Genomic DNA, 23,868 nt, shown 5'->3' with positions numbered 1-23,868 from the left:
AAAAAGAACCCCCACACCTCGCACCCCACCCCAACAGAAGCCACCACTACCGACCCGCTCACCACAGCCCCGGCCCCGCAGCGACGGTCTGCGACCGCGGGTAGAGACACAAAACAGGGGTACCGAGCTGACGGTACCCCTGAAGTGTCGGAGACAGCGGTATCAGACCTTCCGCCGGCGGTAACGGATCTTGCAGGGCTGCTGCAACTGCACGACCATCTTCGAGTGGTCGTTGCGGTAGGTTTCCGACGGCTGGACCAGTTCGAATTCCCAGTCCCGCAGCAGGATGCAGAAGATCGCCTTGAGCTGCATGAGTGCGAACGCGGCGCCGACGCAGCGGTGGCGGCCCGCGCCGAAGGGGATCCAGGTCCAGCGGTTGACCAGATCTTCCTGGTTGGGGTCGATGTAGCGGCCCGGATCGAACTGGTCCGGGTTCGGGAAGTCCTCGGCCAGGCGGTTGGAGACCGCGGGGGTGGTCGCGACCAGGTCGCCGTTCTCGATGCTGTGCCCGCACACCTCGAACTCGCCCTGGGCCACCCGCATGAGGATGATCAGCGGCGGGTGCAGGCGCAGGGTCTCCTTGAGGGTGGCCTCGAGCTGGGGGATCTGGCGCAGCGCGTGGTGGCTGACGGTGGCGCCGTCGGCGAAGAGCTCGTCGAGTTCACCGACGACCTGTGCCAGTACGTCGGGGTGGCGCAGCAGTTCGATGACGGTCCACGCGGCGGTGCCCGAGGTGGTGTGGTGGCCCGCGAACATCATCGAGATGAAGATGCCGGTGATCTCGCTGGCGCTGAAGCGCGGCTTCCCGTCGTCGCCGGGGATCGAGACGAGCACGTCGAGCATGTCGCGATCCTCCTTGCCCTTCGGCGGGTTCGCGATGCGGCCGTCCATGATCCCCTGGACCAGCTCGACCAGCTTGGCGCGCGACTCGTCGCGGATGCGGAAGCTCTCGATGTCGGCGTAGGGGTCGACGTAGCAGTAGGCGTCGGTGCCGCGCTCGAGCTCGTGGTAGAGGTGGGCGAAGCGTTCGTCGAGTTCGTTGCGGAACTTGACGCCGATGAGGCAGGCGGAGGAGGTGTAGATGGTGAGTTCGGCGAAGAACTCGAGCAGGTCGATCTCGCCCTCGTCGTCCCACCGCTCCAGCATCGCGTCGACTTCGCGGGCGATGGTCTCGGCGTGGCCGCGCATGTGCTCGCCGCGCAACGCCTGGTTGTGCAGCATTTCCTTGCGGCGTTCCGGGCTGGCGTCGAAGATCACGCCCTCGCCGAAGATCGGCTTCATGAACGGGTAGGCGGCGGCCTGGTCCAGATCCTCGTCGCTGGATCTGAAGAAGAATTCGTTGGCCTCGGCGCCCGTCAGCAGGATCACGTCCTTGTCGGCGAGGCGGAACGAGCCGACGTCGCCGCATTCCTCGCGGACGCGTTTCATGAGCGCGATCGGGTCGGTACGGAACTCCTCGAGGTGGCCGTGTTCGTGCTCGCCCCCGGAAACCTGTCGCGGTTTGACCAACGTCATTTCTGCAACCTTTCAGGCATGCATGTCCGAAACCAGATCTGGACAACTGTCTGGACAGTACTACGGTGTGCGAGGGGCGGGCAAGTCCCGAAGGGTCCTCAACTCGGCCCGCGCGGATGGGCGGCGGCGTAATGTGCACCACGGTGGTACATGAAATGCCGGTCGTCAGGTGACGGATCGGCCGGTTAATGCGGAGTGGACATGCGCGTGACGGCTGGACGGAAGAGTACTAGGACCTCCCGAGGGTTGCTATTGGGCCTCGCGGCGGGAGGACTCGCGATCGCGGCACTGGTCCGGCGCGGTTCCAGCGCCTTCCACTCCGACCTCCGCTACGCCGCGGCATTCCTGCCCGGTGCGGCTATCACCCCGTTGACCTTGCCGGTGATCCGCAAGCTCGGCTCCCGCGTGCCCACCCTGCCCGGCGTCGAAGTGGTCGACATCGACGCCAACGTCTCCGTCCGGGTGCATCGGCCGGCCGGACTCGACACCCCCGCGCCCGCGCTGCTGTGGATCCACGGCGGCGGCTACCTGATCGGCAGCGCCGCCCAGGACGACCAGCTGTGCCGCCGCTTCGCCGAGAAGCTGGGCGTCGTGGTTGCCTCGGTCGAATACCGATTGGCCCCCGAACACCCGTATCCGGCGCCGCTCGACGACTGCTACGCCGCGTGGTCGTGGCTCGCGCGACAGCCCGAGGTCGATCCGGATCGGCTGGTGGTGGGCGGCGCGAGCGCGGGCGGCGGACTCGCCGCGGCCACGGTCCTCGCGGCCCGCGATCGCGGCGCGGTGCTCCCGATCCTGCAGCTGCTGGTGTATCCGATGCTCGACGACCGGACCGCGGACCGCTTCGAACTCGAATCGCCGCTGCACCGGTTGTGGAACCGGTCGGCCAACCGCTACGGCTGGAACTCCTACCTGGGCGCAGCGGATCCCGACACGGCGGTGCCCGCGCGCAATCCCGACCTGAGCGGACTGCCGCCCGCGTGGATCGGGGTCGGATCGCTCGACCTGTTCCACGACGAGGATCTCGAATACGCGCGGCGGCTGCGCGCGGCCGGGGTGGCGTGCGAGGTGGTCGAGGTGCCTGGCGCGTTCCACGGCTTCGATCTGGTGCTGCCCGCCGCGCGGGTGTCACGCACCTTCTTCGACGACCAGTGCGAGGCGGTGCGGGCGGCCCTGGCGCCGCGTTAACCGCGTCTTCAGTCGACCGCAAGCGCGTCGGCCCAGACTCGGAGTCCTACACCGACTTCCACGACAAGGACTCCGACCATGGCCATCACCACCGCCCGCCCCTTCCGCGCCGCCGCGCTCGCACTCACCTCCGTCGCCGCCGCGTGCGCGCTCGCCATCGGAGGTGCGGGCGCCGCGCAGGCCGTCGGGTACCAGGGCGAGATCCGGTTCGCGCCCGGTGCGTCGAGCGCGGTCGTGGACGGCGCGATCGTGCGCGGCGACGCCGATCACTACTACCTCGAAGCGCGTCGCGGCCAGGTCATGACCGTGAGCACGTGGGCGCTGGAGGGCAATGTCAACTTCAGCGTGTCGGGACCGGACGGCCCCACCCTCGTCGTCGCGGACCACTCGACCGACATCACGCTGCCCCGCGACGGCTACTACCGCGTGACGGTCGCGCCGACCCGCGGCAACGCCACCTACACCTTGTACGTCGAAATCCGCTAGCGCGGAGAATTATTCGGGATCACTTGCGCACGAGCGTCGAATCCTCGAGCAGCTCGGCCTGTCCGGCGACCACCGTGGTGAGGATCGCGCGCGCCACCCGAAGCAACTCGGCCACCTGCGGTGAGGTGAGCGCGTAGGTGACCGACAGGCCCTCGCGCCGGGCGGTGACCAGTCCGGTGCGGCGCAGGATCGCCAGCTGCTGAGACAGATTCGCCGGTTCGATGCCCACTTCGGGCAGCATCTCCGACACCGCGTGATCGCGTTCGCTGAGCAGTTCCAGCACCCGGATCCGCACCGGGTGTCCGAGGGTCTTGAAGAAATCGGCCTTCATCCGGTACAGCGGTTGGCCCGCACCGCCCACGACGACCTCCAACCCCGAACTCCGACCCAGATGATGTGCGACTCTTCGTGATCGACCAGTCTAACGATTCGGCCTCCGGCGAGGGCGCGGATGCCGATGACCGAGCCGCCGCGCCGCCCTACCGGCGCGGCGGCTCGGTCGGTGGACTCAGACCTCGAGTTCTTCCTCGATCGCCTCGAGTCTGCGCCGGGCGAGCGCGAGATTGCCGCGTGCGCGGTCGAGGGCGACGTAGAGGAACAGGCCCTTGACCCGGCGTCCCCGGGTGGGGCGGATGAGGTGGTACTGGCTGCCGAGGGTGATGAGCACGTCATCGATGTCCTGGTCGAGCCCGAGCTGTTCGATGGTGCGCAGCTTGGCGCGCACCACCTCGGTATTGCCCGCCGAGGCCACCTCGATGTCGAAATTCTTGGAGCCGCCGAGGGTTCCGAGTGGCATCCCGCTGCCGTAGTCGACGACGGCGGCGGCCACCGCGCCATCGAGCATCATCATGTCCTTCAGGGCAACTTCCATGTCCGCCAAGGTGTTTCCTCTCTCGCTGCGGGCCGACCCGCCGTCGCCGGTCGGTGAGCGCAGACGCTACCGGCCCACGGCCGCGGTGCGCGCGGCGATCGATGAAGAATTCCGCCAGGTATGCAATTGCCAAATTGCGCAAGCAGATTCGATACCCACAGGTCGCCGCCGAATCGCCGTACCCGCGATCCGGCGAACGTGTGGCTTCCGCGTGTCAATACCCCTGAACACAACCCAACTTGTCGGTTCGCTGACGGTGTGCTCCGTATCAGGGCCGGGTCGGTTCGTCCTCGCGCGGCAGCAACCGGATTCCGGTGACGATGGTCGGCTCGATGGCGATCACCGTGTCCATGACCTGACCGACCCACGGACGCAGCAACTGCTCGAACCGCGCGACCAGGACCGGATCGGTGACCTGCCGGGCGACCCCGGTGACCACCACCGACCACCCGAGCCGCCGCACCGGATCGATCTCGTCGGCCTCGTAGGCCACCACGACCCCCGCGTTCGCGCGCACCGCCCCGCCGAACCGGGTGGCCAGCCGGGTGCGCACGATGATCCGACCGTCCGGCTCCACCAGGTGGTTCACCGGCCGGATCGCCGGTAAAGCGTTGCGGGTGAACACCACTCGTCCCAGCGGGGTGGCCGCGAGCAGGTCGAGCGCCTCGTCCTGAGTAAGTTCGCGCACCGTGCGATCGTCGGGGTACACCGCCAGATCCTCGATCACGACACACCCGCCTCGCGCGGAACCACCAAGCCGAGATCGCCGTCGTAGCGGCGGTAGAGCAGCCTGCCGCGCCGGTCGGTCGGGTCGGTGAAGAAGACGAACGGCAGTCCGTAGCGGCACAGCCGGTCGGCGGCTTCATCCTCGGTGAACAGCGGCGCCGGTCGCGGATTCATGGTCAGCGGCAGCGCGTGCAGCGCGGGCGGCGGATCGACCCGGTGCTGGCGGCCCATCCGCACGCCGCGCGGTCCCGCCCGGTACACCGCCGCGTCCTCGCCGGTCTCGGCGTCGACGTAGAGGTGCGCGTCGTAATCCATCGCGTCCATGGTCCGCACCGCGACCGAAGGACCGCCGCGAAGCAGGGCGCAGTGTTTGCGGCGCACGATCGGGCGCGGGTCGGTGACCACGGCGAGCGCGGGTCGGTAAGGATCGGGCCAGATCCGGTCGGTGTCGGCGCCCGTGACCCTGCGCAACTGCCCGGCCAGCCGGTCGGCGGTCAGTTCGGCGATGCGCCCGCATGGCCCGCCGACCTGCACCCGCACCGTCGCGTCGCCGACGCGGGCGTTGACCTCGGCCAATACCGGCCCGCCCGCGCACTCACCCGAGGTGAGCCGGACCCGCGCGCTCGCCTCGGCCCGGCAGTCCGCGAGCGCCCGTGCGATCGAGCGAACCGTGTGGTCGACCACCTGTTCCTCGATCGCGCCGCGCACGACCGGATCCTGCACCGCCGAGCTGTCGTCGGACACGCCCATCCGCGACCACCCCGTTCCCTCGTAACCTTCGGATCGGACCTCTCCATGGCAGCATCCGAGGCGGGGTGTCCGACAGGGGCCAAAGTCCTGAACCGACCGTACGTTCTGCCTTCAGGGGCCTCCGGTCGATGACCTACCGTGCGGTGCTCACGGTGTTCGGCCGTCGGTCGGCGGTACCCCGTCGTCCGCCTGCGGCAGGCCGCCGGGCGCTTCGGCGCCCGACCGCTCGGCGGCGGTGACACCGTGTACCTCCGCCGATTCCTGGCCCGCGGGCGGGAGGGTGAAGGTGAATCGGGCGCCTTCGGTGTACTCGGGATCCAATGCGATGGCGCCGCCGTGGAATTCGACGATCTTGCGGCAGATCGCGAGACCTATTCCGGTGCCGGGATATTCGTCGCGGCTGTGCAGTCGCTGGAAGATCACGAAGACCTTCTCGGCGAATTCCGGCGCGATGCCGATGCCGTTGTCGGCGACCGAGATCCGGTGTCCGCCGTCGGGCAGTTCGGTGTGCCGGATCTCGATGCGGACCGGCTGGTCGGGCCTGGCGAATTTCACGGCGTTGCCGACGAGGTTCTGCCACAGCATGGTGAGCAGGGTCGGGTTGCCGATCACGCGCGGCAGTGCGCTCGGGCGTTCGATGTCGGCGCCGGACTTCTCGATCGACCTCGCCAGATTGGTCAGCGCCTGATCGAGGGTGTCGTCGACATCGACCTCCACCTTGGTGTCGTCGACCCGTCCGACGCGCGAGAAGGTCAACAGGTCGTTGATGAGCACCTGCATGCGCTTGGCGCCGTCCACCGCGAAGTCGATGTACTGGAGTCCGCGTTCGTCGAGTTTGTCGCCGTAGCGCTTGGCGATCAACTGGCAGAACGAGGCCACTTTGCGCAGCGGTTCCTGAAGATCGTGCGACGCGACATAGGCGAACTGTTCGAGTTCGGCATTGGAGCGGCTCAACTCGGCGGCCTGCTGGCGCAGCTCCACGCTCTGCTGTTCCAGAAAGGTCTGCTGGGTGCGGCTGGCCTGCAACTCGGCGACGATCCGGCGGCGCATGGCCTCGACGGCGGTGGCGACGGCCGTGATGTCGGAGGGGCCGCGCACCCGGATGCGGTGGTCGAATTCGCCGCCCGCGACCCGCTGGGACGCGGCGGTGAGGGTGGCGAGCGGACGCGCCACCAGACGCCGCACCACCACGGTCAGGATCACGGCGACGGCGAGGAAGGTCGCCACCATGCCGATCAGCACGGCGTTGCGCACGGTGCGCGCGTGCGCGAGCGAGGCCCGGTTGGTCTGCACGGTTTCGGCGATACGGCCGTTCTGGTGGTCGAATTCACCGCGCAGCCGGTCGAAGATCTCCTTGCCCGACACCGCCGAGCCCGCCGCCACCGCACGCGCGGCCGCGGGTGTCGTGGTCGTGGTCACCGGTCCGGCGTACTTGTCGCGCCATTCGGCGGCCGTGCGCTCCACCTGCTCCAGATCGGCGAGCAGGTCGGGACGGTCGCCGATCAGTTCGCGCAGCCGGGTCGCGGCGCGCTGTTCGTCGCGGCGGCCGATCTCGTACGGGTCGAGGAACTGCGGGTCGGCGCCGAGCGCGTACCCGCGCACCCCGGTCTCCTGATTGAGCAGCGCGCCGTGCAACTGGTACACCAGCGCCGTCGCCGGATACAGCTCGTTCATGAGTCGGTTGGAGTTCTGCATGGTCTGCCCGATGACCTGGGCGCCCGCCACCGCGCCCGCGAGCACGAGGACCACCATCAGCCCGAGAACGATCTCGAACCAGGTCGCGACCGTCCACCGCGCGGTGATCCGGGCCGCTCGCCGTGTCCGGCGGTCCTGCACCACTGCCACCTCGAACTCCTCCTGCACCGCCGGACCGTCCGGACATCCGCAGAACTGTCCCACAGAACGATTCGGCGCGTCGCCTCGCGATCCGATCGGGAGCGGCAGGCTCAGCTGAGCCGGTGCGCGGCGAGAAGTTCGTCGTCATCGAGGATTTCGTCGATACCGCCGTCGGCGACGATCCGGCCGCCGTCCAGGATGACCGCGCGCTCGCAGATCCGGCGCGCGTAGGGCAGATCGTGGGTCACCATGACCAGGGTGGTCGGCAGCGCGAGCAGGATGTCGGCGAGTTCGCGGCGCGCGACCGGATCGAGATTGGCGGCGGGTTCGTCCAGGACGAGCACCTCGGGTCGGCAGGCGAGCACCGTGGCCAGCGCGGCGCGGCGGCGTTCGCCCAGCGAGAGGCGAGTGGGGGAGCGGTCGGCGCGATCGGACATGCCGACCGCCTCGAGCGCGAAGGCCACGCTCTCGGCGAGCGCGTCGCCGCGCATGCCGAAGTTCGTCGGTCCGAACGCCACGTCCTGGCGCACGGTCGGCATGAACAGTTGGTCGTCCGGGTCCTGGAAGACCACGCCGACGCGTTGCCTGATCGCGCGCACCGTGCCCCGACCCAGCGTGGTCGCGCCGACGCGCACCTCACCCGCGCCCGCGGTCAGCACACCGTTGAGGTGCAGCACGAGCGTCGATTTACCCGCACCGTTGGGCCCGAGCACCGCGACCCGCTCGCCCGCGGCGATCTCGAGGTCGAGCCCGTCGAGCGCCCGGGTGCCGTCCGGGTACGAGTAGCAGAGGCCGGTGACGGTGACAGCACACGCGCCCGTCGCGCTGGTTGTGCCGAGACTCGCCTCGGGATCCGCGCCGCTCACGGTAGGACCCGGGCGGTGAAGCAGATGGCGACCGCGACGGTGGCGACGGTGAGTCCGCTTGCCCACTGCCGCCGGGTGGCGGGCGTCGCCGTCGCGTCGGTGAACGCGCCGGTGTATCCGCGCGAGAGCATGGCGAGGTGCACCCGTTCGCCGCGTTCGTAGGAGCGCAGGAACAGGCTGCCGATGCCGCGCGCGGTGGCCGCGATCCGGCGGATCGTGCGCGGGTCGTCGCCCCGGGAGAGTCGTGCGATCCGCATGCGCGCGGCTTCGTCGGCGATCACGTCCAGATACCGCAGCATCAGGACCACGATGGTGACGATCAGGCCGGGCACCCGCAGCCGACCGAGCGCGGCGGGCAGTTCGCGCACATCCGTGGTGGCGGCGACCGTCAGCGAGACGCCGAGTCCGAGTGTGCCTTTCACGATGATTCCCCAGGCCGCCCACAGTCCCGCCGTGGACAGCGAGATCCCGAGCAGCGTGGTCCTCGGAGCGCCCGCCGAAAACGGCAGCAGCACCGCCAGCACGACGAATGGCGCTTCGATGAGCAGTCGCGGCGCGATCCAGCGCGGCGGAATCGCCGCGAACCGCCAGAGCGCGAGCAGGCCCGCGGCGTAGCAGGCGAAGGGCCACAACATTTCCCGCGGTGTCGCGACCACCGCGAAGACCGCGACGACGGCGCACACGATCTTCACCTCCGCCGGTGTCCGGTGCACCGGCGACGTGCCCGGCAGATGCAGCCGCGCGCCGAGGGCCGACACCTACGCGCTCTCCGTGCTCGACCCGGCGGCGCTCGCGCGGCTCGCCCATCCCGCTCGGATGGTGCGCACCACCGCGAACAGCACCGCGAAGACGGCGGTCGCACCGAGCACCCCGGCGATTCCGGTCAGCCGGTCGTCCCCGTCGACTGTGTAGTCGGCCAGCGGCGAATTCGACAGCGCGTGTTCCCGCGCGCTGCGGGCGATGCATTCGCCCTCGAGTTCCCCGGTGCCCTCGACCACCGTGCAGCCGCGCTGGGTGGTCGCGTCGAGGCCGTCGGGCTGCGAACTCGCCGCGTAGGACAGCAGACCCGCGATGAGCAGCGCGATCGCGGCGAATCCGAGCAGGAAGCGATTCGCGGAGAGCAGGGGTCGGCGCACGGCGCCGCGATCCGCCTCGCGCAGCAGATAGACCAGGTCCGGACGCGCGTTGACCACGGCGACCACGGTGATCGCGGTGACGAGACCTTCGCCGATGCCGATCAGCGAGTGCGTGCCGAGCATGTACCAGGTGACCGCGCCGACGGTGGAACCCGCCGCCCCGCCGATGGCGTACTCGGCGACGAACCCGAGGGCGGCGCACACGGTCCCGAGCAGCGCGGCCGCGAAGACGATGACGCCGATTCCGCCGCGCCGCGCCACCGGCAGCAGCACGCGCGCGATCAGGTAGCCCGCCGCGACGCCGATCAGGGCCATATTCGTGATGTTCGTGCCGAGCGCGGTGAGCCCGCCGTCGGCGAACAGCAGCGCCTGCACGACCAGCACGACGGCCACGCACAGTGCTCCGACGTAGGGCCCGACCAGCAGGGCGGCGAGCGTGCCGCCGAGCAGGTGCCCGCTCACGCCGGGCAGGATCGGGAAGTTCACCATCTGCGCCGCGAAGACGAACGCGGCAACCAGACCCGCCATGGGGGCTGCGCGTTCGTCCAGATCGGCGCGCGCTCGCCGAGCCGCGACCCCGATGCCCGCCACGGCGACGACCGCGAAAACCGCCGAGGTCGGCGCATCGACGATGCCGTCGCTCATATGCATGGCCGAGGTGGTGACGCTCACCTACCGGTACGATACTCGCAATATATGTACAAGTGAACAGATGTTGCCGCGGTGCGGAGCCCCGCGAGGAGAAATGGCAGAGTGGAACCGTGACCGTCGGTCCCGAACCCGAATCCGCACGCCCCGTCGTACCGGGGCTCGACGTCGCGGGCATCGAGCACTGGGCGCGCCGATTCGACCTGCTCTCCGACGCGAACCGGCTGCGACTGCTGGTCTGTCTGCACCACTCGCCTGGTCAGAGCGTCACCGAACTCGCCGCGGCGGTCGGCATGTCGGCCACCGCGGCGTCGCACGCGCTGCGCCTGCTCCGCTATCAGGGGTGGGTCACGGCCGCGAAATCCGGTCGTATCGTGCGTTATCGGCTCGCCGACGAGACGATTCACCAACTGCTGCACTGGATCGGCGCGACCCACGCCTGACGAACCGGGCTATTCCTCGGACCCTTCGCGCACCGAAGCGGTGATGGCCGTTGGGATCTTGGGCAGCGCGTGCGGATGGTGTTCACCGAGCCAGCACAGCAGTTCCTCGCGCACCGCGCACCGCAGCCGCCACACCGCGTCCGCGTCGGCGGCCGACATGCTCGCGCGCACGATGATATTGGTTGGCGTGCTGTCGGTGACGAGCAGATTCCAGGTGCGTTCGTCCCAGTCGGGATGGGTTCGCAGGTAGTCGTAGAGGTGGGTGCGCAGGCGCGGGATCGGCGTGCTGTGGTCCAGGTGCAGGAAGACCGTTCCGGTGATCTCGGGTCCGCCGCGCGACCAGTTCTCGTACGGTTTGCTGTTGAAGTAGGACACCGGCATGGTCAGCCTCCGGTCGTCCCAGACGCGCACGGTGAGGAAGGACAGGGTGATCTCCTCGACCGTGCCCCATTCGCCTTCCACCACGACGGTGTCGCCGATCTTCACCGAATCGCCGAACGCGATCTGCAGGCCCGCGATGAGATTGCTCAGCGTCGACTGTGCCGCGACACCGGCGATGATGCCGATCACGCCCGCCGAGGCGAGCAGCGAGGTGCCGAGCGCGCGCAGGTGCGGGAACAGCAGCAGGATCGCGACGGCGGCCGTGCTCACCACCAGTATCGAGGTGATGATGCGCCGCACCAGCGCCAACTGGGTGCGCAGTTGCCGGACGCGGGCGATGTCGCGGGTGCGGTCGGCGTAGGAGCGCAGCGTGTTGTCGGCCACGGCGTCGGCGGCCCTGATGATGGTCCACGCCGCCGACATGGTCGCCGCGGCCGCGAACACCGTGCGGATCAGCGTGTCCTGGCGCAGGTCGAGGTCGGCCAGCGGATAGGTGTGGTAGAGCGCCAGCGAGCCGAGCAGCGCCTGCAGCGGCAACTGGACACGGCGCAGCATCGCGAACAGATAGGTGTCGGGTCTGTGGGTGGACACATAACTCAGCAGTCGGTCGAACAGGAAGCCGATGGTTACGGTGACGGCGATCGTGGCCGCGAAGACGATGAGCGGCCGCAACAGTTCTTGCAACGAGATCGAACTCCTCGTGTGCCCGGCGCCTGACGTCGGACGCCCGTGCGGCGGGCAGGTCGGTCGGTTGGCTGTTTGACGTACCTGTCTGCCCGCGTACCCGTTTCGCGTCGTCTTATCGTGGCGGCGCCGTGGCGGATCTCACCCGACCTGCCACGGGCGTGACCACCCGATCCTCTACCGAGGTGATCACCCGATGGCCGGCGTGCGACGCGACCCGTGCACCTCGATGATCCCCGGACCGGGACGCGGTGCGTAGAGGGCTTCGATCAGTTCGGCGTACCGCTGCGCGATGATGGTGCGTCGCAATGTCATCTTGGGCGTCAGCTCCGCGGATCCCGGCTCCCACGTGTGGTCGAGGATGACGAAGCGTTTGATCTGCTCGGGCCGCGACACGGTCGCGTTGGCGCGGATCACCGCCTCGGTGACCAGTTCTCGGATCCGCGGGCGCGCGGCCAGGTCCGCGAGATCCGCTGCCACCACGCCCTTGGCGGCGGCGTCGGCGGCGATGGCGAGCGCGTCGAGGGTGACCAGCGCGGTCAAATAGGGGCGCGCGTCCCCGATCGCCATCACTTGGCCGACGAGGAAGGACACGGCTTTGACGGCATTCTCGATCACATTGGGCGCCACGTTCTTTCCGGCGTCGGTGATGATCATCTCCGACTTGCGGCCGATGATGTGCAGGTTGCCGTCGCTGTCGAGGGCGCCGAGATCGCCGGTGCGCAACCAGCCGCCGCCGAGGAACACGGATGCGGTGCGGTTCGGTTCGCCGCGGTAGCCGCGCATCACCATCGGCCCGCGCACCAGTATCTCGCCGTCGGTCGCCAAGCGAATATCGGTGCCGCGCAACGCCCTACCGACCGATCCGAGCGCCGGATCCGGGTTGGTGGTGGTCGTGGACACCCCCGCGGCCTCCGAAAGACCCCAGACCTCGGTGAGCGGGATGCCGAGTCCGTGGAAGAAACGCAGCGTGTCCACCGGGATCGGGGCCGCGCCGGATGCCGCGAAACGCACCATGTCCAGACCTGTTCCGGCGCGGATCGCGGACAGCGCGATCCGATCGGCGACGCGGTGCCGGAGGCGGAGGCCGAATGTGGCTCGTCCGCCCGCGATTTCGGCGGTGGCCCGTTGGTCGGCGACGCGCAGCGCCCACCGCGCGAGCCCCGCGGTGACGCCGGGCGCGTCGGCGACGGCGGTGGTGACTGCGGCCTGCGTCTTCTGCCATACGCGCGGCACGCCGAAGACCACGGTGGGATGAATCGTGGTGAGCGCCTCGGCCATTCGGTGCGGATCGGCCAGCGTGGCGACCTGGATGCCGCGGGTGAGCGCCGCGTAGTGCGCGGTGATCCGGTCGGCGATGTGGGCCGCGGGCAGGTAGGAGATGATGCGGTCGGTGTGGTCGGCGGGCAGGTGCTCGCCGAGTCCGACGAGTTGGGCGAGGATGTTGGAGTGGGTGAGCTCAACGCCTTTCGGGCGGCCCGTCGTGCCCGAGGTGTAGGTGATGGTCGCCAAGTCCTCGGGGTGCACGCGGGTCGACACGGTGTCGAGGTCGAAGTCGCGCGGTCGCAGTGTCATCAGGCGATCGAGGGTCAGCGTGCCTGGTTCTCGCGCGTCCACGCACACGATGTGGGCCAAGCGCAGGCCGCTGCGTCGGACGACGGGCAGGAACCGCTGTTCGGTGACGAGGACGCGGTTCGCCGCGTTGGCGCAGATGTAGCCGAGTTGTTCGGCAGGCAGGGTGTTGTAGAGGGAGAACGGGACCGCGCCGAGATGCAGCGCGGCGGTGTCGACGAAGTGGAATTCCGGGCGGTTGGTCAGCAGTAGTCCCACGGTGTCCCCGCGTGTCACCGAAAGCGCGGCCAAGCCCGCGGCGATGTGTTCCACGGTGGCGGCGTATTCGCGCCAGGTGTATTCGCGCCCGGTGTCGATGCTGCGCACCGCCGTCGCGTCGGGACGCTGCGCGGCGGTCGCCTGGAACGCCTCGGGCAGGGTTCGCGCCAGGATTCCCGAGCTGTGCCGGAACGAGACGAAGGGGTCGCGACGCTGCGGCATGGTGCGCTCCGATTTCGAGGGCTGGCGATCGCTACCACGATAGGAACTGATGGCATGTGCAGTCAATACGCTATGTTACTGATGAATCCTTCATATTTTGTGGTACTTACCTGGATCTAATGTGGTACATGTAAGGATCTATTCAGAGTTATACCGCGCGTTCGGGATACGAGGTCGGCATGGCAGAGTCGTACGTGGTAGCGGCCGTCGCGGTCCCCTCGCACGCCGATCCGACGGGCACGTCCACCGATGCGGGAATAGTTGTGCCCGAAGATCTTCAGCGCGTGGTCACGGTGTTCGGGGGAGTCTTCGGCGAGAGTGTGCGCGCCCGGTGGGGTGCGCGTGGCGGCACCGTCATCGCCCCCGCGGCGGACTTGCCCGCCGACCGTGTCGACCGCCTGTTCGCCGCGCTGTCCGCCGAGGCGGGCGTCGCGGTGACGGCGACGATCGTGCTCGGCTCGCCCGCGCGGATCGTCGAGAGCATCGACCGGGCGCGCGAACTGCTCGAAGTGGTGCACCGGCTCGGCCTACGCCCCGGACCGTACCGATTCGCCGACCTCGCGCTGGAGTATCAGCTCACCCGCCCCGGACCGGGCCGAGACCGCCTCGAGGAGATGCTCGCTCCGCTGGAGCGGCGTTTCGAGCTGTGGGAGACCCTGCGGTCCTATATCGCCAACGGTCATCTGCGCGGTCGCACGGCGCGGGAACTGAAGATACATCCCAACACCGTCGACAACCGCCTCAAGCGCGTCGCGCGGCTCACCGGCTGCGATCCCCTTCGCCCCGAAGGCATCTGGTGTCTGCGCTCGGCGCTGGTGGTGTACGCGTACCGGTACGGAGCGACCTCGGCGCCGCACCCCGCCGACCTCGCGCTCGCCCTGCCCTGAACCGGGCGCGGGGCTATGTCCTGCGGTGTTCCCGGAAGACGGGCGGCTCACCGGTCATGGTGGTCGGCGCGGCGGGACCCCGCCAACCGCACGGTGATTCGCACGCCGCGATCACCGCCGCCTCGGTGCTGCCGTCGCTGAAGGTGGTGACATAGGCCGAGGCGAGCGCGGGATAGCCGCACCGGGGGCACTTGCCGAAATAGTTGACGATCTCGTGCGCGCGCGTACCGATCGGCGCGCGTCGGGTTCCGTTGGTACTCAGGGGATTGCCGTTCCTCGGACTGCCGACCCGGTGCGAACCTCCGAGCGACCATCACCGCCGAATAACGGCGGTCGCGCTGGGCGACAGTTCTGTTGGTGTGAATCCAACTTAACGTACCGCACCAGAGCGCGGCACGGAACGATTCGCGCCGATAACCCTGGAAAGCGTTTGCGAACTGCGGTTTCAAGTGTCGGGCCCGCCGGTTCCGCGCCCGCTGGAACCGCGTCACAGTTATGCGAATTTCAACTAACTTGTGGCGGTTCCGGCGGGGATTCGGCATCCATCTACCGGCTCCGGCGCCGCAGGCCGAGCGTCCATTCGCAACTTATGTCCGTACGCGCGGCGCAGCCGTTACACCGCAGGAGTTCGCGCCGACCCGAGCCCTCGCATTCGCCTCGCGCTGCCCGCCGGTCGGGTCGGAGGAGGTGACCGCGGACGGAGCGTTCGGATCGTGCTGACGGAAATACTGGTCGAACCGGGTGCCGAATGGTTTCGTCGGTCCGTTCCGTCCGGTTCGCGCGAAAGGCCCGCCCATGCCTCTGGATGCCACAGCCTTCGACGACAAGGCCATCGATACACCGGCCGTCGGGAGCGCGGCGGGCGGCGAGACCACCCCGCGGGTCACCAGACTCGGCGCTCATATCGGCGCGCGGATCGACGGTGTCCGCCTCGGCGGCGACCTCGACGCTGCCACCGTCGCGGCGGTCCGCGCGGCGCTGCACGAGCACAAGGTGATCTTCTTCCGCGATCAACACCACCTGGGCGAGGACGGGCAGTACGAGTTCGCGCGACTGCTCGGCGATCCGACCACCCCGCATCCGACCGTCACCTCGGCCGGGCTGAAGAGTCTGGCCATCGACTCCCGTCACGGCCGTTCCAACAGCTGGCACACCGACGTGACCTTCGTCGACCGGGTGCCGAAGGCGTCGATCCTGCGTGCGGTCGCGCTGCCGAGCTACGGCGGTTCGACCACGTGGGCCTCCACCGTCGCCGCCTACGCGTCGCTGCCCGAATCGCTGAAGAGGCTGGCAGAAGGACTGCGCGCCCGGCACACCAACCTGTACGACTACGCCGCCACCGCCGCCGACGACCCGGACGAGAACGTCAAGGCGTACCGCCGCGAGTTCGAGTCCACCTATTTCGAGACCGAACACCCTGTGGTCGAGGTGCATCCCGAGACGGGGGAGCGCGCGCTGCTGCTCGGCAACTTCGTCCAGAACATCGTCGGGTTGACCGGCGCGGAATCGCAGGCGTTGTTCCGGCTGTTCCAGGACCGCGTCACCCGCCTCGAGCACACCACCCGCTGGGACTGGTCGCTCGGCGATGTCGCGATCTGGGACAACCGCGCCACCCAGCACTACGCGGTGGACGACTACGACGGCGCCGAGTACCGCAAGCTGACCCGCATCACCCTCGCGGGCGAGGTCCCGGTGGGTGTCGACGGCAGGCCGAGCACGGTGATCGCCGGCGACGCCGAACACTATTCGAGCGTCGAGGCGTTGACGCGCGCCGCCTGATCCGGGGCGCGCCCTCGCCCCGATCGGCCCGCATCGACTACCTTTGGCGGCCGACGGCGACCCACACAGTACCGACCATCGCGGATGACACGGGAGTCCCATGAATCTGTGGAACTACATCAGTGGACGGGGTGAGGTGCTGGCCTTCCTCACCTACCAGCACGCCTCCCTCGCATTCCAGACCGTCCTGGTCGGCACGCTGGTGGCGGTGGTCGTCGCCGTTGCGGTCTACCGACTGCCGCTGCTGTCCTCGCTGACGCTGACCTCGAGCCGGGTCGCGTTGACGATTCCGTCGCTCGCCCTGCTCGCGCTGCTGCTGGTGCCGTTCGGCCTCGGCGTGGTGCCTTCGTTCGTCATGCTGGCGTTCTTCGCGGCGCTGCCGGTGATCGGCAACGCGATCGTCGGCCTGCGCTCGGTCCCGGATTCGGTGGTCGAATCGGCACGCGGCATCGGCTTCTCGCGCTGGCGCATCCTGGTGACGGTGGAACTCCCGATCGCGTGGCCGGTGATCCTCACCGGCATCAGGGTTTCCACGCAGATGATCGTCGGTGTCGCCGCCATCGTCGCCTACGTGCTCGGTCCCGGTCTCGGCTCGCTGATCTTCAACGGCCTGTCCCGCCTCGGCGGCGCGAACGCCCTGGAGATGGCCCTGACCGGCACCATTCTCATCGTCGCCATCGCGTTGGTGTTCGACGCGCTGCTCGTACTGCTCGGCCGATTCACGATCGCGAAGGGACTGTCATGACCGACGAGGTGAGCGGCGCGCCCGCCGCACCGGCCCCGGATCGGACGGTGACCGGCGCGTCGATCCGGCTCGATTCGGTGGTCAAACGCTACAAGGGCCAGGACCGGCCCGCGGTCGCGCGCCTGGATCTGGAGATCGAAGCGGGCGAGATCGTCGCCTTCGTCGGTCCGTCGGGCTGCGGCAAGACCACGACGCTCAAGATGATCAATCGGTTGATCGAGCCGACCGAGGGCCGCATTTTCATCGGCGACCGCGATGTCACCCGCGAGGACCCCGACAAGCTGCGCCAGTCCATCGGCTATGTCATCCAGTCCGGCGGCCTGTTCCCGCACTGGACGGTCGCCAAGAACGTCGGCGCCATCCCCAGGGTGCTGGGCTGGGACAAGAAGCGGATCGCCGAGCGCACCGAATACCTGCTCGACCTGGTCGGTCTCGATCCCGCCACCTTCGCCGACCGACTCCCCAAGGACATGTCCGGCGGCCAGCAGCAGCGTGTCGGTGTGGCACGCGCACTCGCCGCCGACCCGCCGGTGCTGCTCATGGACGAGCCGTTCGGCGCGGTCGACCCGATCACGCGAGTCCGCTTGCAGGACAGCCTGATCGCGATCCAGCACGAACTCGGCAAGACCATCGTGATCGTCACCCACGATTTCGAGGAGGCCACCAAACTCGGCGACAAGGTGCTCATCCTGTCCGAGGGCGGCCACGTCGAGCAGTACGCGCGCCCCGAGGAGATCCTCACCGCCCCGGCGACGCCGTTCGTGGAGGAATTCGTGGGCTCCGGCGCGAAACTGGCGTATCTGACGGTGTCGCGGGTGCGCGATGTCGAGGTGGACGAGGTGATCACCGCGCGCGTCGGGGAGTCGTCGGCCGCGGTGATCCAGCGCGCGAAGGCGGCGAACCAGACCTGGGTCGTGGTCGTGGACGGCGAGGGCCGCCCGCGTTCGTGGCCGACGCTGGCGGAGCTGGCGAGCAAATCGGAGGTCTCCGACTTCCTCGATCGGCGCCTGCCCGTGGTCGCGCGTTCCTCGACCCTCAACGACGCCCTCGACGCCATGCTCGCCACCAGTCAGGGCGCCGCGCTGGTGACCGACGGGCGCGGCGCTGTGGTCGGATCGCTCGGGATCGGCTCGGTGACCGAGGTGATCCGCACCAAACTCGCCGAAGGCCAACCGGAAGCCGAGGACTCCTACACCAGCTACGTGGACGGCGCCGTTTCCGCGCCGACCCCGGTGGTGGCCGCGGACGAGGGGGCCGGATCGGCCGGGCCGTCATGAACCGGCTGCGCCGCGTCCCGCTCGACGTGTGGTTCGAGCCGATCATCATCCTGGTCATCGGCATCGGCTATCTGCTCTGGTACCGGTCGCAGACGTTCACACCCACCGAGCAGGCGTCCCTCGGCTGGGACAACCTGCGCACCACGATCTTCGAGCACGTCCGGTTGACGGTGGTGGCCACGCTGATCGTGGTCGCGGTCGCGATCCCGCTCGGCATCGCGTTGACCCGGCCCGCGTTGCGGCGACTCGAACCGTTCGCGGTCAATATCGCCAATATCGGTCAGGCCGCCCCCGCGGTCGGCCTGCTGGTGCTGTTCACCTTCTGGCTCGGCACCGGATTCCGCACGGCCGTGGTCGGTCTGGTGGTGTACGCGATCCTGCCCATCCTGCAGAACACGATCATCGGATTGCGGCAGGTCGACCAGCGCACCATCGAGGCGTCGCGCGGCATCGGCTATTCGGCGCGCCGCACGCTGGTGCAGGTCGAGTTGCCGCTCGCGGTGCCGGTGATCCTCAACGGCGTGCGCACCGCACTGGTCATCCTGGTCGGCACCGCCACGCTCAGCACCTTCATCGGCGCGACCAGCCTCGGCACGCTGATCACCACCGGCGTCACCCTGTTCCTGCCCAAACTGCTGGTGTCGGGCGCGATCCTGGTCGGATTGCTCGCGCTCACCATCGACTGGCTCGGCAGACTCGTCGAACTCGCCGCTACCCCGCGAGGTGTGTCATGAACCGACTCGCCCGTCTGCTCCCGCTGCTCGCCGTCGTGCTCGCGGGCTGCGGTCTGGTCAGTTCGTCGGGAACCTTCCACGACGCGACGCTGCCGGACGGCGCGCGCCCGCTCGACGGCGCGAAACTGGTGGTGACGTCGAAGAGTTTCACCGAGGGCGTGCTGCTCGGCAAGATCACCGCCACCTATCTGGCCGCCGCGGGCGCGAACATCACCGATCTGACCGGCGCGCCCGGTTCGGCGTCCTCGCGCCAGGCCCAGCTCAACGGCGACGCCGACGTGCTGTGGGAGTACACGGGCACCGGCTGGGTGAACTACCACAACGAGACCGAGACCATCTCCGACCCGCGCGAACTGTGGCAGCGTGTGCACGATGTCGAGAAGCGCGACCACGACCTGGAATGGCTCGCGCCCGCCAACTTCAACGACACCTACGCCTTCGGCGCGTCCACTCCGACCGCCGAACGCCTGAAGGTGAAATCGCTCTCGGAGGTCGCGGCGCTGCCCGTCGCCGACCGGACCTTCTGCGTCGACGACGAATTCTTCAGCCGCTCCGACGGTTTCATCCCGATGCTGCGCACCTACGGCATCCCCTACAACGATCCGAACGGTGTGCCCGCGGGGAATGTCACCCGCATGGACGCCGGCGTCGTCTACACCGCCACCGCCAAGGGATCGCCGTGTAACTTCGGCATGATCTACACCACCGACGGCCGGGTGAAGAACCTGAATCTGGTTGTGCTCGACGATGATCGGAAATTCTTCCTGCCCTACAGCGGCACCGCGGTGGTGCGCGGGGAGATCATCGAGCAGTATCCGCAACTGCGCGCGCTGATCGGGACCATCTCCGAGCGCTTGACCGACGATCTCATGCAGGAACTCAACGGCCGCGTCGACATCGACGGCGAGGATCCCGCCGACGTCGCCTACGACTGGCTGAAGAGCGAGAACCTGATCGCGTGAACCGAGTTCGCGTCCCCTGTGACGGAAAAGCGACGGTGCGCCGGGGAAGTGGCGCACCGTCGCGGTCTCCGGCCGTCACGGCCCGGCGCCTCAGGGCGTGACGATGGGGAAAGCGGGGTCCGGCGTTTCCAGCAGGCCCGTCAGGGTGGCGAGCAAGGTCGCGTCACCGTCGATGTCGATGCCGTCGAGGCCACCGCCCGACAGCAGTCGCAACAGTTCCGGCCTGGTGAGGGTGAGGGTCAGATCGGCCTTGTCCCGCAACGGGGTTCGCGGCGTCTCGGTGCGGTGGGTGAGCGCGCCGTTGGACAGCCGCAGCCGGGTGTACTGCTTGTCGTCGCTGAGGTGTAGGTCGATGGTGAATCCGAGACCGGCGGCCCTCGGGCCGTCGACGCGCACCGCGAGCGCGTCGATGAGCATCTCCACGCTCAGCGCCGACATCATCTCCGGATTCGAGGTGTCGAGGTCGGCGGGCGTGACGCCGCCGCGCAGTTCGCGCGCGCCGACCAGGTAGAAATTGCGCCAGGTACCGTTCTCGGACCCCTGCCCGAGCCGCTCGTAGATCTCCGCCAGCGATCGTTTCGCCCCGTCGTGTCCCGGCTCGGCGAAAACGGCGTGGTTGAGCAGGGTCGCGGCGAAACGCGGGTCGCCGCTCTCGGCGTACTCGCGCGCCTTCGCCACGAGCGCGTCGACACCGCCGTAGTCGGCGACATAGCGGCGCGCGGTCTCGACCGGCGGATGCTCCCACAGATGCGCCGGATTCCCGTCGAACCAGCCCATGTAGCGCTGGTAGACGGCCTTCACATTGTGGTTGAGCGAACCGTAGTAGCCGCGGTTGGCCCACAGGCGGTCCAGGCTCGGCGGCAGTTCGAGCTGTTCGGCGATCTCGGGGCCGGTGAGTCCGCGATTGAGCAACCGCAGGGTCTGATCGTGCAGGTAGGCGTACATGTCGCGCTGTCCGGCCAGCAGCGCCGTCCAGTTGTCGGCGCCCCAGGTCGGCCAGTGGTGGGAGGCGAAGGCGACATCGGCCTCGTCGGCGAACATGGCGATGGCCTCGTCCAGGTAGCGCGCCCAGATCCGGCTGTCGCGCACCAGCGCGCCGCGCAGGGTCAGCACATTGTGCATGTTGTGGGTGGCGTTCTCGGCCATGCACAGCGCTCGCCGGTCCGGGAACAGGAAGTTCATCTCGGCGGGCGCCTCGGTGCCCGGCGTGAGCTGGAACACGATGCGCACGCCGTCGATGTGCTCGACCTGCCCGGTGTGGGTGATGTCGACGGTCGGCGGGATGAGGCTGATCGTGCCGGTGGAGGTGGTCATGCCGAGTCCGCAGCCGATCTGGCCTTCGGGCGACTTCTCCAGTCCGGTGCCGTACATGAACATCGCGCGCCGCATCATCGCGTTCCCCGCGTACACGTTCTCGCTGACCGCGTGTTCGAGAAATCCCGAGGGCGCGACGATCGGCACCACCGGATGGCCCTCGGGCAGCACGCCGCGCACGCCGCCGAAGTGGTCGCCGTGCGAATGGGTGTAGATCACGCCGGTGACCGGGCGATCGCCGCGATGCGCGCGATACAGCGCCAGTCCCGCCGCGGCGGTCTCCACCGAGATCAGCGGGTCGATCACGATCACGCCGGTGTCGCCCTCGACGATGGTCATATTCGAGATGTCGAGATTGCGCACCTGGTAGATGCCGTCGGTGACCTCGAACAACCCCTGCTTGTTGCAGAGCTGCCCCTGCCGCCACAGACTCGGGTGCGCGCTGGGCGGGCAGTCGCCGTCGAGGAACGCGTACGCGCGAGCGTCCCACACCGCGCGCCCGTCCTCGGTGGTCACCACGGGCGGATCGAGTTCGGCCACGAATCCGCGTGCCGCGTCGTCGAAATCGGTGGTGTCCTCGAAATCCAGTCCCGTGCTCATCGTCCACCTCACACTCGGAGATCGGAATCGGTCCGCACTCGACCGCTCGCCCGAGCCGACCGGGGCGGTCGCCGCAACGCTAACCATTGCGACCCGTCGGCTTCTCATCCGTTTCGGGTGAGAAGCCGACGATCGGAGCTCACCCGGCGGGGGGTGATGACCGGTCGAGCCGCCGCCGCGCAGAGTCGGTGCGCGGCCGTCACCGACCCAGGAGGAAATATGCCGACTTCGCGCACCGCCAAGATCTCGACCGAGCAGGCGCACGACATCGGCGTCGAGGCGTAGGCCGCTACTACCTGCTCCCGATCTACGACATGTGGACCGACTCGGGGTCACCATGCGCATCTATGCCCCGCGCGCCGAGGTGCTGCACGGTCGCTGGGCGCCGCCGCTGATCCGCCGCGCGTGATCGGGAGGCTTGTCCGGCCCTGCGCTCGCGGCGGAGTCCGCCGCGATGGGCAAGAACCGAGGCGGTCCGAGTAATCGAACTGAACACCGATGTCCGGATCGCTTGCATTTTAGATAATTTCGCCGAGCGGCGAATCGAATGCGAAGTATGTGGTGCTGTCTCCGGAGGCGGGAGTCGTTTTTCTTGCCGGGTTGAGAGTTTCGGCATGAAAGTCGAATCGCCTTTGTCTCGCTCCGTGGTTCGCGCCGTATCGGACCGAATGGTCGATTCATCCCAGATGTTCGATTACGGGACCGGATTCTGTTGTGTCCGTGTCATATCCGAATGTAGCGTGGTCCGAACGGTCGGGTTTCCGGTCGTGCTAGAGCGTCCGAAGGTAGGCAGGGTGGATCCGGTTTCGCTGGGAATCGCGGCGGCGGCATTGTTGGCGTCGAAGTTCGGTGAGGAAATCGCGACAGCGGCGGCGGACAGTCGGCGCGCGATCGCCCGTCTGCGCGCACTCGTCGTCGAAAAACTCGGGAGGGTGGCCGAAACCGGGGCGGTGGAAGCGGTTTCCGGAGCTCCGGCGAAATGGGAGGATCGCGCGAACACCGCCGAACGGATCAGCGCGGCCGCCGAGGCGGATCCCGAGTTCGCCGATGAGGTGCGGCGGTTGGTGAGTTCCGCGTGCGCCGACGGCGAAGTCGAGGCATTCGTCGCCTACGCGTTCGACCACGCGAGACAGGTCAACCTCCGCGGCGACAACTTCGGCGTCATCAACCTCGGCTGACGGACCGCAGGCGAGATCAGGGGGTACGGCTACGCCTTGGAGCGTGGGGCACGCGTAGCTTCGGTCGGCGGTCGTGGTGGCCTGCGGTCTTGCCCGCGAGGCCGGTGCCGATCCGCCGGAAACGAGTAGGGCGCTACGCATGTCACGGAAGGTTTCCGCGAGGAGTATCGGTCCGACCTCCCGGTCGTGTCTTGCTGCCGGTTGTTCGGAACAACTGTCTCATTGGTTCATTTCCGCACGGGGAACCGTGTGGCTCGGTCTCGGGAGGACGTGATGGATCCGGCGGAGTCGATAGCGGCGGCCATCGCGGCGGGCGCTGCCGCGACAGCGACCGGTGTGGAACAGCACGGCTTTTCCACCGCGTATCACGCTGTGCGGACGTTGATATCCGAACGGTACGCCGGTGTGGATCTGACCGCTGTCGAAGCGGATCCCCGCTCGTGGACCTCCCGTGCCGCGCTGATCGAGAGCCTTCGCTCCACTGCGGCCGCAGCCGATGTGGAATTGACCGACGCCGCCGACCATCTGTCCGGAGTGCTGGCGCGACATTTCCCGGACATTGCCGGAGCGATTGGTGTTTCGCTGCACAAGGTGCGTGCGGGTGCGGTGCGGATCACCGATGTCGCAGCCGTGGGCCCAGGAGTGGTCGCGGTCGATACCAGCGTCGATGGATCCCTCGAGATCGGCGGGGTCCGCTCGGGTCGGGAGTCGCCTCCCCCTCCGATGGCGCGGCCGTAGACCGGGAGCGGTCCGCGCTGAAATCGTCCGGGGCTGGAATACGGATCGAAGGCAGCTCGATCGGCCGCGACC

General features: G+C 68.5%; 24 protein-coding genes and 1 pseudogene. 12 read left to right on the top strand and 13 right to left on the bottom strand.

Features of this window, described 5'->3' with window-relative positions; genetic code table 11:
- Positions 1-162 precede the first annotated feature (162 nt).
- Positions 163-1,515: a cytochrome P450 gene (locus tag IT779_RS03365; RefSeq protein WP_196147597.1), complete on the bottom strand. Its 1,353-nt coding sequence runs from the start codon at positions 1,513-1,515 to the stop codon at positions 163-165.
- A 252-nt stretch (positions 1,516-1,767) separates the two neighbouring features.
- On the opposite strand from IT779_RS03365, the gene IT779_RS03360 reads away from it, so the two are divergent.
- Both IT779_RS03360 and IT779_RS03355 read left to right on the top strand, forming a co-directional pair.
- Positions 1,768-2,703: an alpha/beta hydrolase gene (locus IT779_RS03360; protein WP_232541436.1), complete on the top strand. Its 936-nt coding sequence runs from the start codon at positions 1,768-1,770 to the stop codon at positions 2,701-2,703.
- 78 nt (positions 2,704-2,781) lie between these two features.
- Positions 2,782-3,189, top strand: a complete 408-nt coding sequence (locus IT779_RS03355) for a hypothetical protein (protein ID WP_196147595.1) — start codon at positions 2,782-2,784, stop codon at positions 3,187-3,189.
- Between the two features lie 19 nt (positions 3,190-3,208).
- Here the strand turns inward: IT779_RS03355 and IT779_RS03350 are convergent, their stop codons facing one another.
- The 9 genes and pseudogenes from IT779_RS03350 to IT779_RS37415 form a co-directional block, all read right to left on the bottom strand.
- A complete protein-coding gene (locus IT779_RS03350; RefSeq protein WP_196147805.1) occupies positions 3,209-3,520 on the bottom strand; it encodes an ArsR/SmtB family transcription factor in 312 nt (103 codons plus the stop codon).
- 177 nt (positions 3,521-3,697) lie between these two features.
- Positions 3,698-4,060, bottom strand: a complete 363-nt coding sequence (locus IT779_RS03345) for a hypothetical protein (protein ID WP_408637710.1) — start codon at positions 4,058-4,060, stop codon at positions 3,698-3,700.
- A 268-nt stretch (positions 4,061-4,328) separates the two neighbouring features.
- Positions 4,329-4,787 (bottom strand): pyridoxamine 5'-phosphate oxidase family protein, encoded by a 459-nt coding sequence (locus tag IT779_RS03340; protein WP_196147593.1) that lies wholly within the window; start codon positions 4,785-4,787, stop codon positions 4,329-4,331.
- Complete coding sequence (locus IT779_RS03335) at positions 4,784-5,536, bottom strand: sigma 54 modulation/S30EA ribosomal C-terminal domain-containing protein (RefSeq protein ID WP_196147592.1); 753 nt, start codon at positions 5,534-5,536, stop codon at positions 4,784-4,786. Before IT779_RS03335 ends, IT779_RS03340 begins: the two co-directional genes overlap by 4 nt.
- Positions 5,537-5,683: 147 nt before the next feature.
- On the bottom strand, positions 5,684-7,288 hold the full coding sequence (locus tag IT779_RS03330; RefSeq protein ID WP_196147804.1) for a sensor histidine kinase: 1,605 nt from the start codon (positions 7,286-7,288) through the stop codon (positions 5,684-5,686).
- Between the two features lie 194 nt (positions 7,289-7,482).
- Positions 7,483-8,238: an energy-coupling factor ABC transporter ATP-binding protein gene (locus tag IT779_RS03325; RefSeq protein WP_196147591.1), complete on the bottom strand. Its 756-nt coding sequence runs from the start codon at positions 8,236-8,238 to the stop codon at positions 7,483-7,485.
- Positions 8,235-8,996, bottom strand: a complete 762-nt coding sequence (gene cbiQ, locus IT779_RS03320; RefSeq protein WP_332838626.1) for a cobalt ECF transporter T component CbiQ — start codon at positions 8,994-8,996, stop codon at positions 8,235-8,237. Before cbiQ ends, IT779_RS03325 begins: the two co-directional genes overlap by 4 nt.
- Positions 8,997-9,374 carry a PDGLE domain-containing protein gene (locus IT779_RS37420; protein WP_332838646.1) on the bottom strand — a complete coding sequence of 126 codons (378 nt, stop codon included), beginning with the start codon at positions 9,372-9,374 and terminating at the stop codon, positions 8,997-8,999.
- A gap of 6 nt (positions 9,375-9,380) precedes the next feature.
- Positions 9,381-10,025: pseudogene (locus IT779_RS37415) on the bottom strand (energy-coupling factor ABC transporter permease); the annotation flags it as partial.
- A 173-nt stretch (positions 10,026-10,198) separates the two neighbouring features.
- Between IT779_RS37415 and IT779_RS03310 the strand changes: the two are divergent.
- Entirely contained in the window at positions 10,199-10,465 is a 267-nt protein-coding gene (locus tag IT779_RS03310; protein WP_332838645.1) for an ArsR/SmtB family transcription factor, read from the top strand.
- Between the two features lie 9 nt (positions 10,466-10,474).
- Here IT779_RS03310 and IT779_RS03305 read toward each other — a convergent pair whose 3' ends face one another.
- Together IT779_RS03305 and IT779_RS03300 are read right to left on the bottom strand one after the other, a co-directional pair.
- Positions 10,475-11,530 (bottom strand): mechanosensitive ion channel family protein, encoded by a 1,056-nt coding sequence (locus IT779_RS03305; protein ID WP_196147588.1) that lies wholly within the window; start codon positions 11,528-11,530, stop codon positions 10,475-10,477.
- 189 nt (positions 11,531-11,719) lie between these two features.
- Positions 11,720-13,582 (bottom strand): AMP-dependent synthetase/ligase, encoded by a 1,863-nt coding sequence (locus tag IT779_RS03300; RefSeq protein WP_196147587.1) that lies wholly within the window; start codon positions 13,580-13,582, stop codon positions 11,720-11,722.
- A 179-nt stretch (positions 13,583-13,761) separates the two neighbouring features.
- On the opposite strand from IT779_RS03300, the gene IT779_RS03295 reads away from it, so the two are divergent.
- The 6 genes from IT779_RS03295 (at position 13,762) to IT779_RS03270 (ending at position 19,966) form a co-directional block, all read left to right on the top strand.
- Entirely contained in the window at positions 13,762-14,469 is a 708-nt protein-coding gene (locus IT779_RS03295; protein WP_196147586.1) for a PucR family transcriptional regulator, read from the top strand.
- Positions 14,470-15,264: 795 nt separating this feature from the next.
- Positions 15,265-16,248, top strand: a complete 984-nt coding sequence (locus tag IT779_RS03290; RefSeq protein ID WP_196147585.1) for a TauD/TfdA dioxygenase family protein — start codon at positions 15,265-15,267, stop codon at positions 16,246-16,248.
- Positions 16,249-16,348: 100 nt separating this feature from the next.
- The gene (locus IT779_RS03285) at positions 16,349-16,993 is read left to right on the top strand and encodes an ABC transporter permease (RefSeq protein WP_196147584.1); all 645 of its coding nucleotides are present in this window, start codon (positions 16,349-16,351) and stop codon (positions 16,991-16,993) included.
- Positions 16,990-18,270, top strand: coding sequence for an ATP-binding cassette domain-containing protein (locus IT779_RS03280; RefSeq protein ID WP_196147583.1), 1,281 nt, complete (start codon positions 16,990-16,992; stop codon positions 18,268-18,270). Before IT779_RS03285 ends, IT779_RS03280 begins: the two co-directional genes overlap by 4 nt.
- Complete coding sequence (locus IT779_RS03275) at positions 18,267-19,004, top strand: ABC transporter permease (protein ID WP_196147582.1); 738 nt, start codon at positions 18,267-18,269, stop codon at positions 19,002-19,004. The genes IT779_RS03280 and IT779_RS03275 overlap by 4 nt, the downstream gene beginning before the upstream one ends.
- Positions 19,001-19,966 (top strand): glycine betaine ABC transporter substrate-binding protein, encoded by a 966-nt coding sequence (locus IT779_RS03270; protein WP_196147581.1) that lies wholly within the window; start codon positions 19,001-19,003, stop codon positions 19,964-19,966. Before IT779_RS03275 ends, IT779_RS03270 begins: the two co-directional genes overlap by 4 nt.
- 90 nt (positions 19,967-20,056) lie before the next feature.
- Here the strand turns inward: IT779_RS03270 and IT779_RS03265 are convergent, their stop codons facing one another.
- A complete protein-coding gene (locus IT779_RS03265; protein WP_196147580.1) occupies positions 20,057-21,880 on the bottom strand; it encodes an alkyl/aryl-sulfatase in 1,824 nt (607 codons plus the stop codon).
- A 156-nt stretch (positions 21,881-22,036) separates the two neighbouring features.
- On the opposite strand from IT779_RS03265, the gene IT779_RS38420 reads away from it, so the two are divergent.
- The 3 genes from IT779_RS38420 to IT779_RS03255 all read left to right on the top strand — a co-directional run bounded on the left by IT779_RS38420 (position 22,037) and on the right by IT779_RS03255 (position 23,796).
- Entirely contained in the window at positions 22,037-22,165 is a 129-nt protein-coding gene (locus tag IT779_RS38420; protein WP_269781519.1) for a hypothetical protein, read from the top strand.
- 509 nt (positions 22,166-22,674) lie between these two features.
- A complete protein-coding gene (locus IT779_RS03260; protein ID WP_196147579.1) occupies positions 22,675-23,058 on the top strand; it encodes a hypothetical protein in 384 nt (127 codons plus the stop codon).
- 273 nt (positions 23,059-23,331) lie between these two features.
- Positions 23,332-23,796 (top strand): hypothetical protein, encoded by a 465-nt coding sequence (locus IT779_RS03255; RefSeq protein ID WP_196147578.1) that lies wholly within the window; start codon positions 23,332-23,334, stop codon positions 23,794-23,796.
- Positions 23,797-23,868: the final 72 nt, after the last annotated feature.

The sequence above is a fragment of the Nocardia bovistercoris genome (assembly GCF_015674855.1).
In the GTDB taxonomy this organism is placed as follows: domain Bacteria; phylum Actinomycetota; class Actinomycetes; order Mycobacteriales; family Mycobacteriaceae; genus Nocardia; species Nocardia bovistercoris.
Note: the sequence above shows the minus strand (reverse complement) of the source record. Positions and strands in the feature narration are given on the sequence as shown.

Bases quoted from the DNA above. Each gene is read 5' to 3' on its own strand.
- IT779_RS03365 (WP_196147597.1), bottom strand. From the start codon at position 1,515: ATGACGTTGGTCAAACCGCGACAGGTTTCCGGGGGCGAGCACGAACAC.
- IT779_RS03355 (WP_196147595.1), top strand. From the start codon at position 2,782: ATGGCCATCACCACCGCCCGCCCCTTCCGCGCCGCCGCGCTCGCACTC.
- IT779_RS03350 (WP_196147805.1), bottom strand. From the start codon at position 3,520: ATGAAGGCCGATTTCTTCAAGACCCTCGGACACCCGGTGCGGATCCGG.
- IT779_RS03345 (WP_408637710.1), bottom strand. From the start codon at position 4,060: ATGGAAGTTGCCCTGAAGGACATGATGATGCTCGATGGCGCGGTGGCC.
- IT779_RS03335 (WP_196147592.1), bottom strand. From the start codon at position 5,536: ATGGGCGTGTCCGACGACAGCTCGGCGGTGCAGGATCCGGTCGTGCGC.
- IT779_RS03330 (WP_196147804.1), bottom strand. From the start codon at position 7,288: ATGGTGGTCCTCGTGCTCGCGGGCGCGGTGGCGGGCGCCCAGGTCATC.
- IT779_RS03300 (WP_196147587.1), bottom strand. From the start codon at position 13,582: ATGCCGCAGCGTCGCGACCCCTTCGTCTCGTTCCGGCACAGCTCGGGA.
- IT779_RS03295 (WP_196147586.1), top strand. From the start codon at position 13,762: ATGGCAGAGTCGTACGTGGTAGCGGCCGTCGCGGTCCCCTCGCACGCC.
- IT779_RS03290 (WP_196147585.1), top strand. From the start codon at position 15,265: ATGCCTCTGGATGCCACAGCCTTCGACGACAAGGCCATCGATACACCG.
- IT779_RS03285 (WP_196147584.1), top strand. From the start codon at position 16,349: ATGAATCTGTGGAACTACATCAGTGGACGGGGTGAGGTGCTGGCCTTC.
- IT779_RS03280 (WP_196147583.1), top strand. From the start codon at position 16,990: ATGACCGACGAGGTGAGCGGCGCGCCCGCCGCACCGGCCCCGGATCGG.
- IT779_RS03275 (WP_196147582.1), top strand. From the start codon at position 18,267: ATGAACCGGCTGCGCCGCGTCCCGCTCGACGTGTGGTTCGAGCCGATC.
- IT779_RS03270 (WP_196147581.1), top strand. From the start codon at position 19,001: ATGAACCGACTCGCCCGTCTGCTCCCGCTGCTCGCCGTCGTGCTCGCG.
- IT779_RS03265 (WP_196147580.1), bottom strand. From the start codon at position 21,880: ATGAGCACGGGACTGGATTTCGAGGACACCACCGATTTCGACGACGCG.
- IT779_RS38420 (WP_269781519.1), top strand. From the start codon at position 22,037: ATGACCGGTCGAGCCGCCGCCGCGCAGAGTCGGTGCGCGGCCGTCACC.
- IT779_RS03255 (WP_196147578.1), top strand. From the start codon at position 23,332: ATGGATCCGGCGGAGTCGATAGCGGCGGCCATCGCGGCGGGCGCTGCC.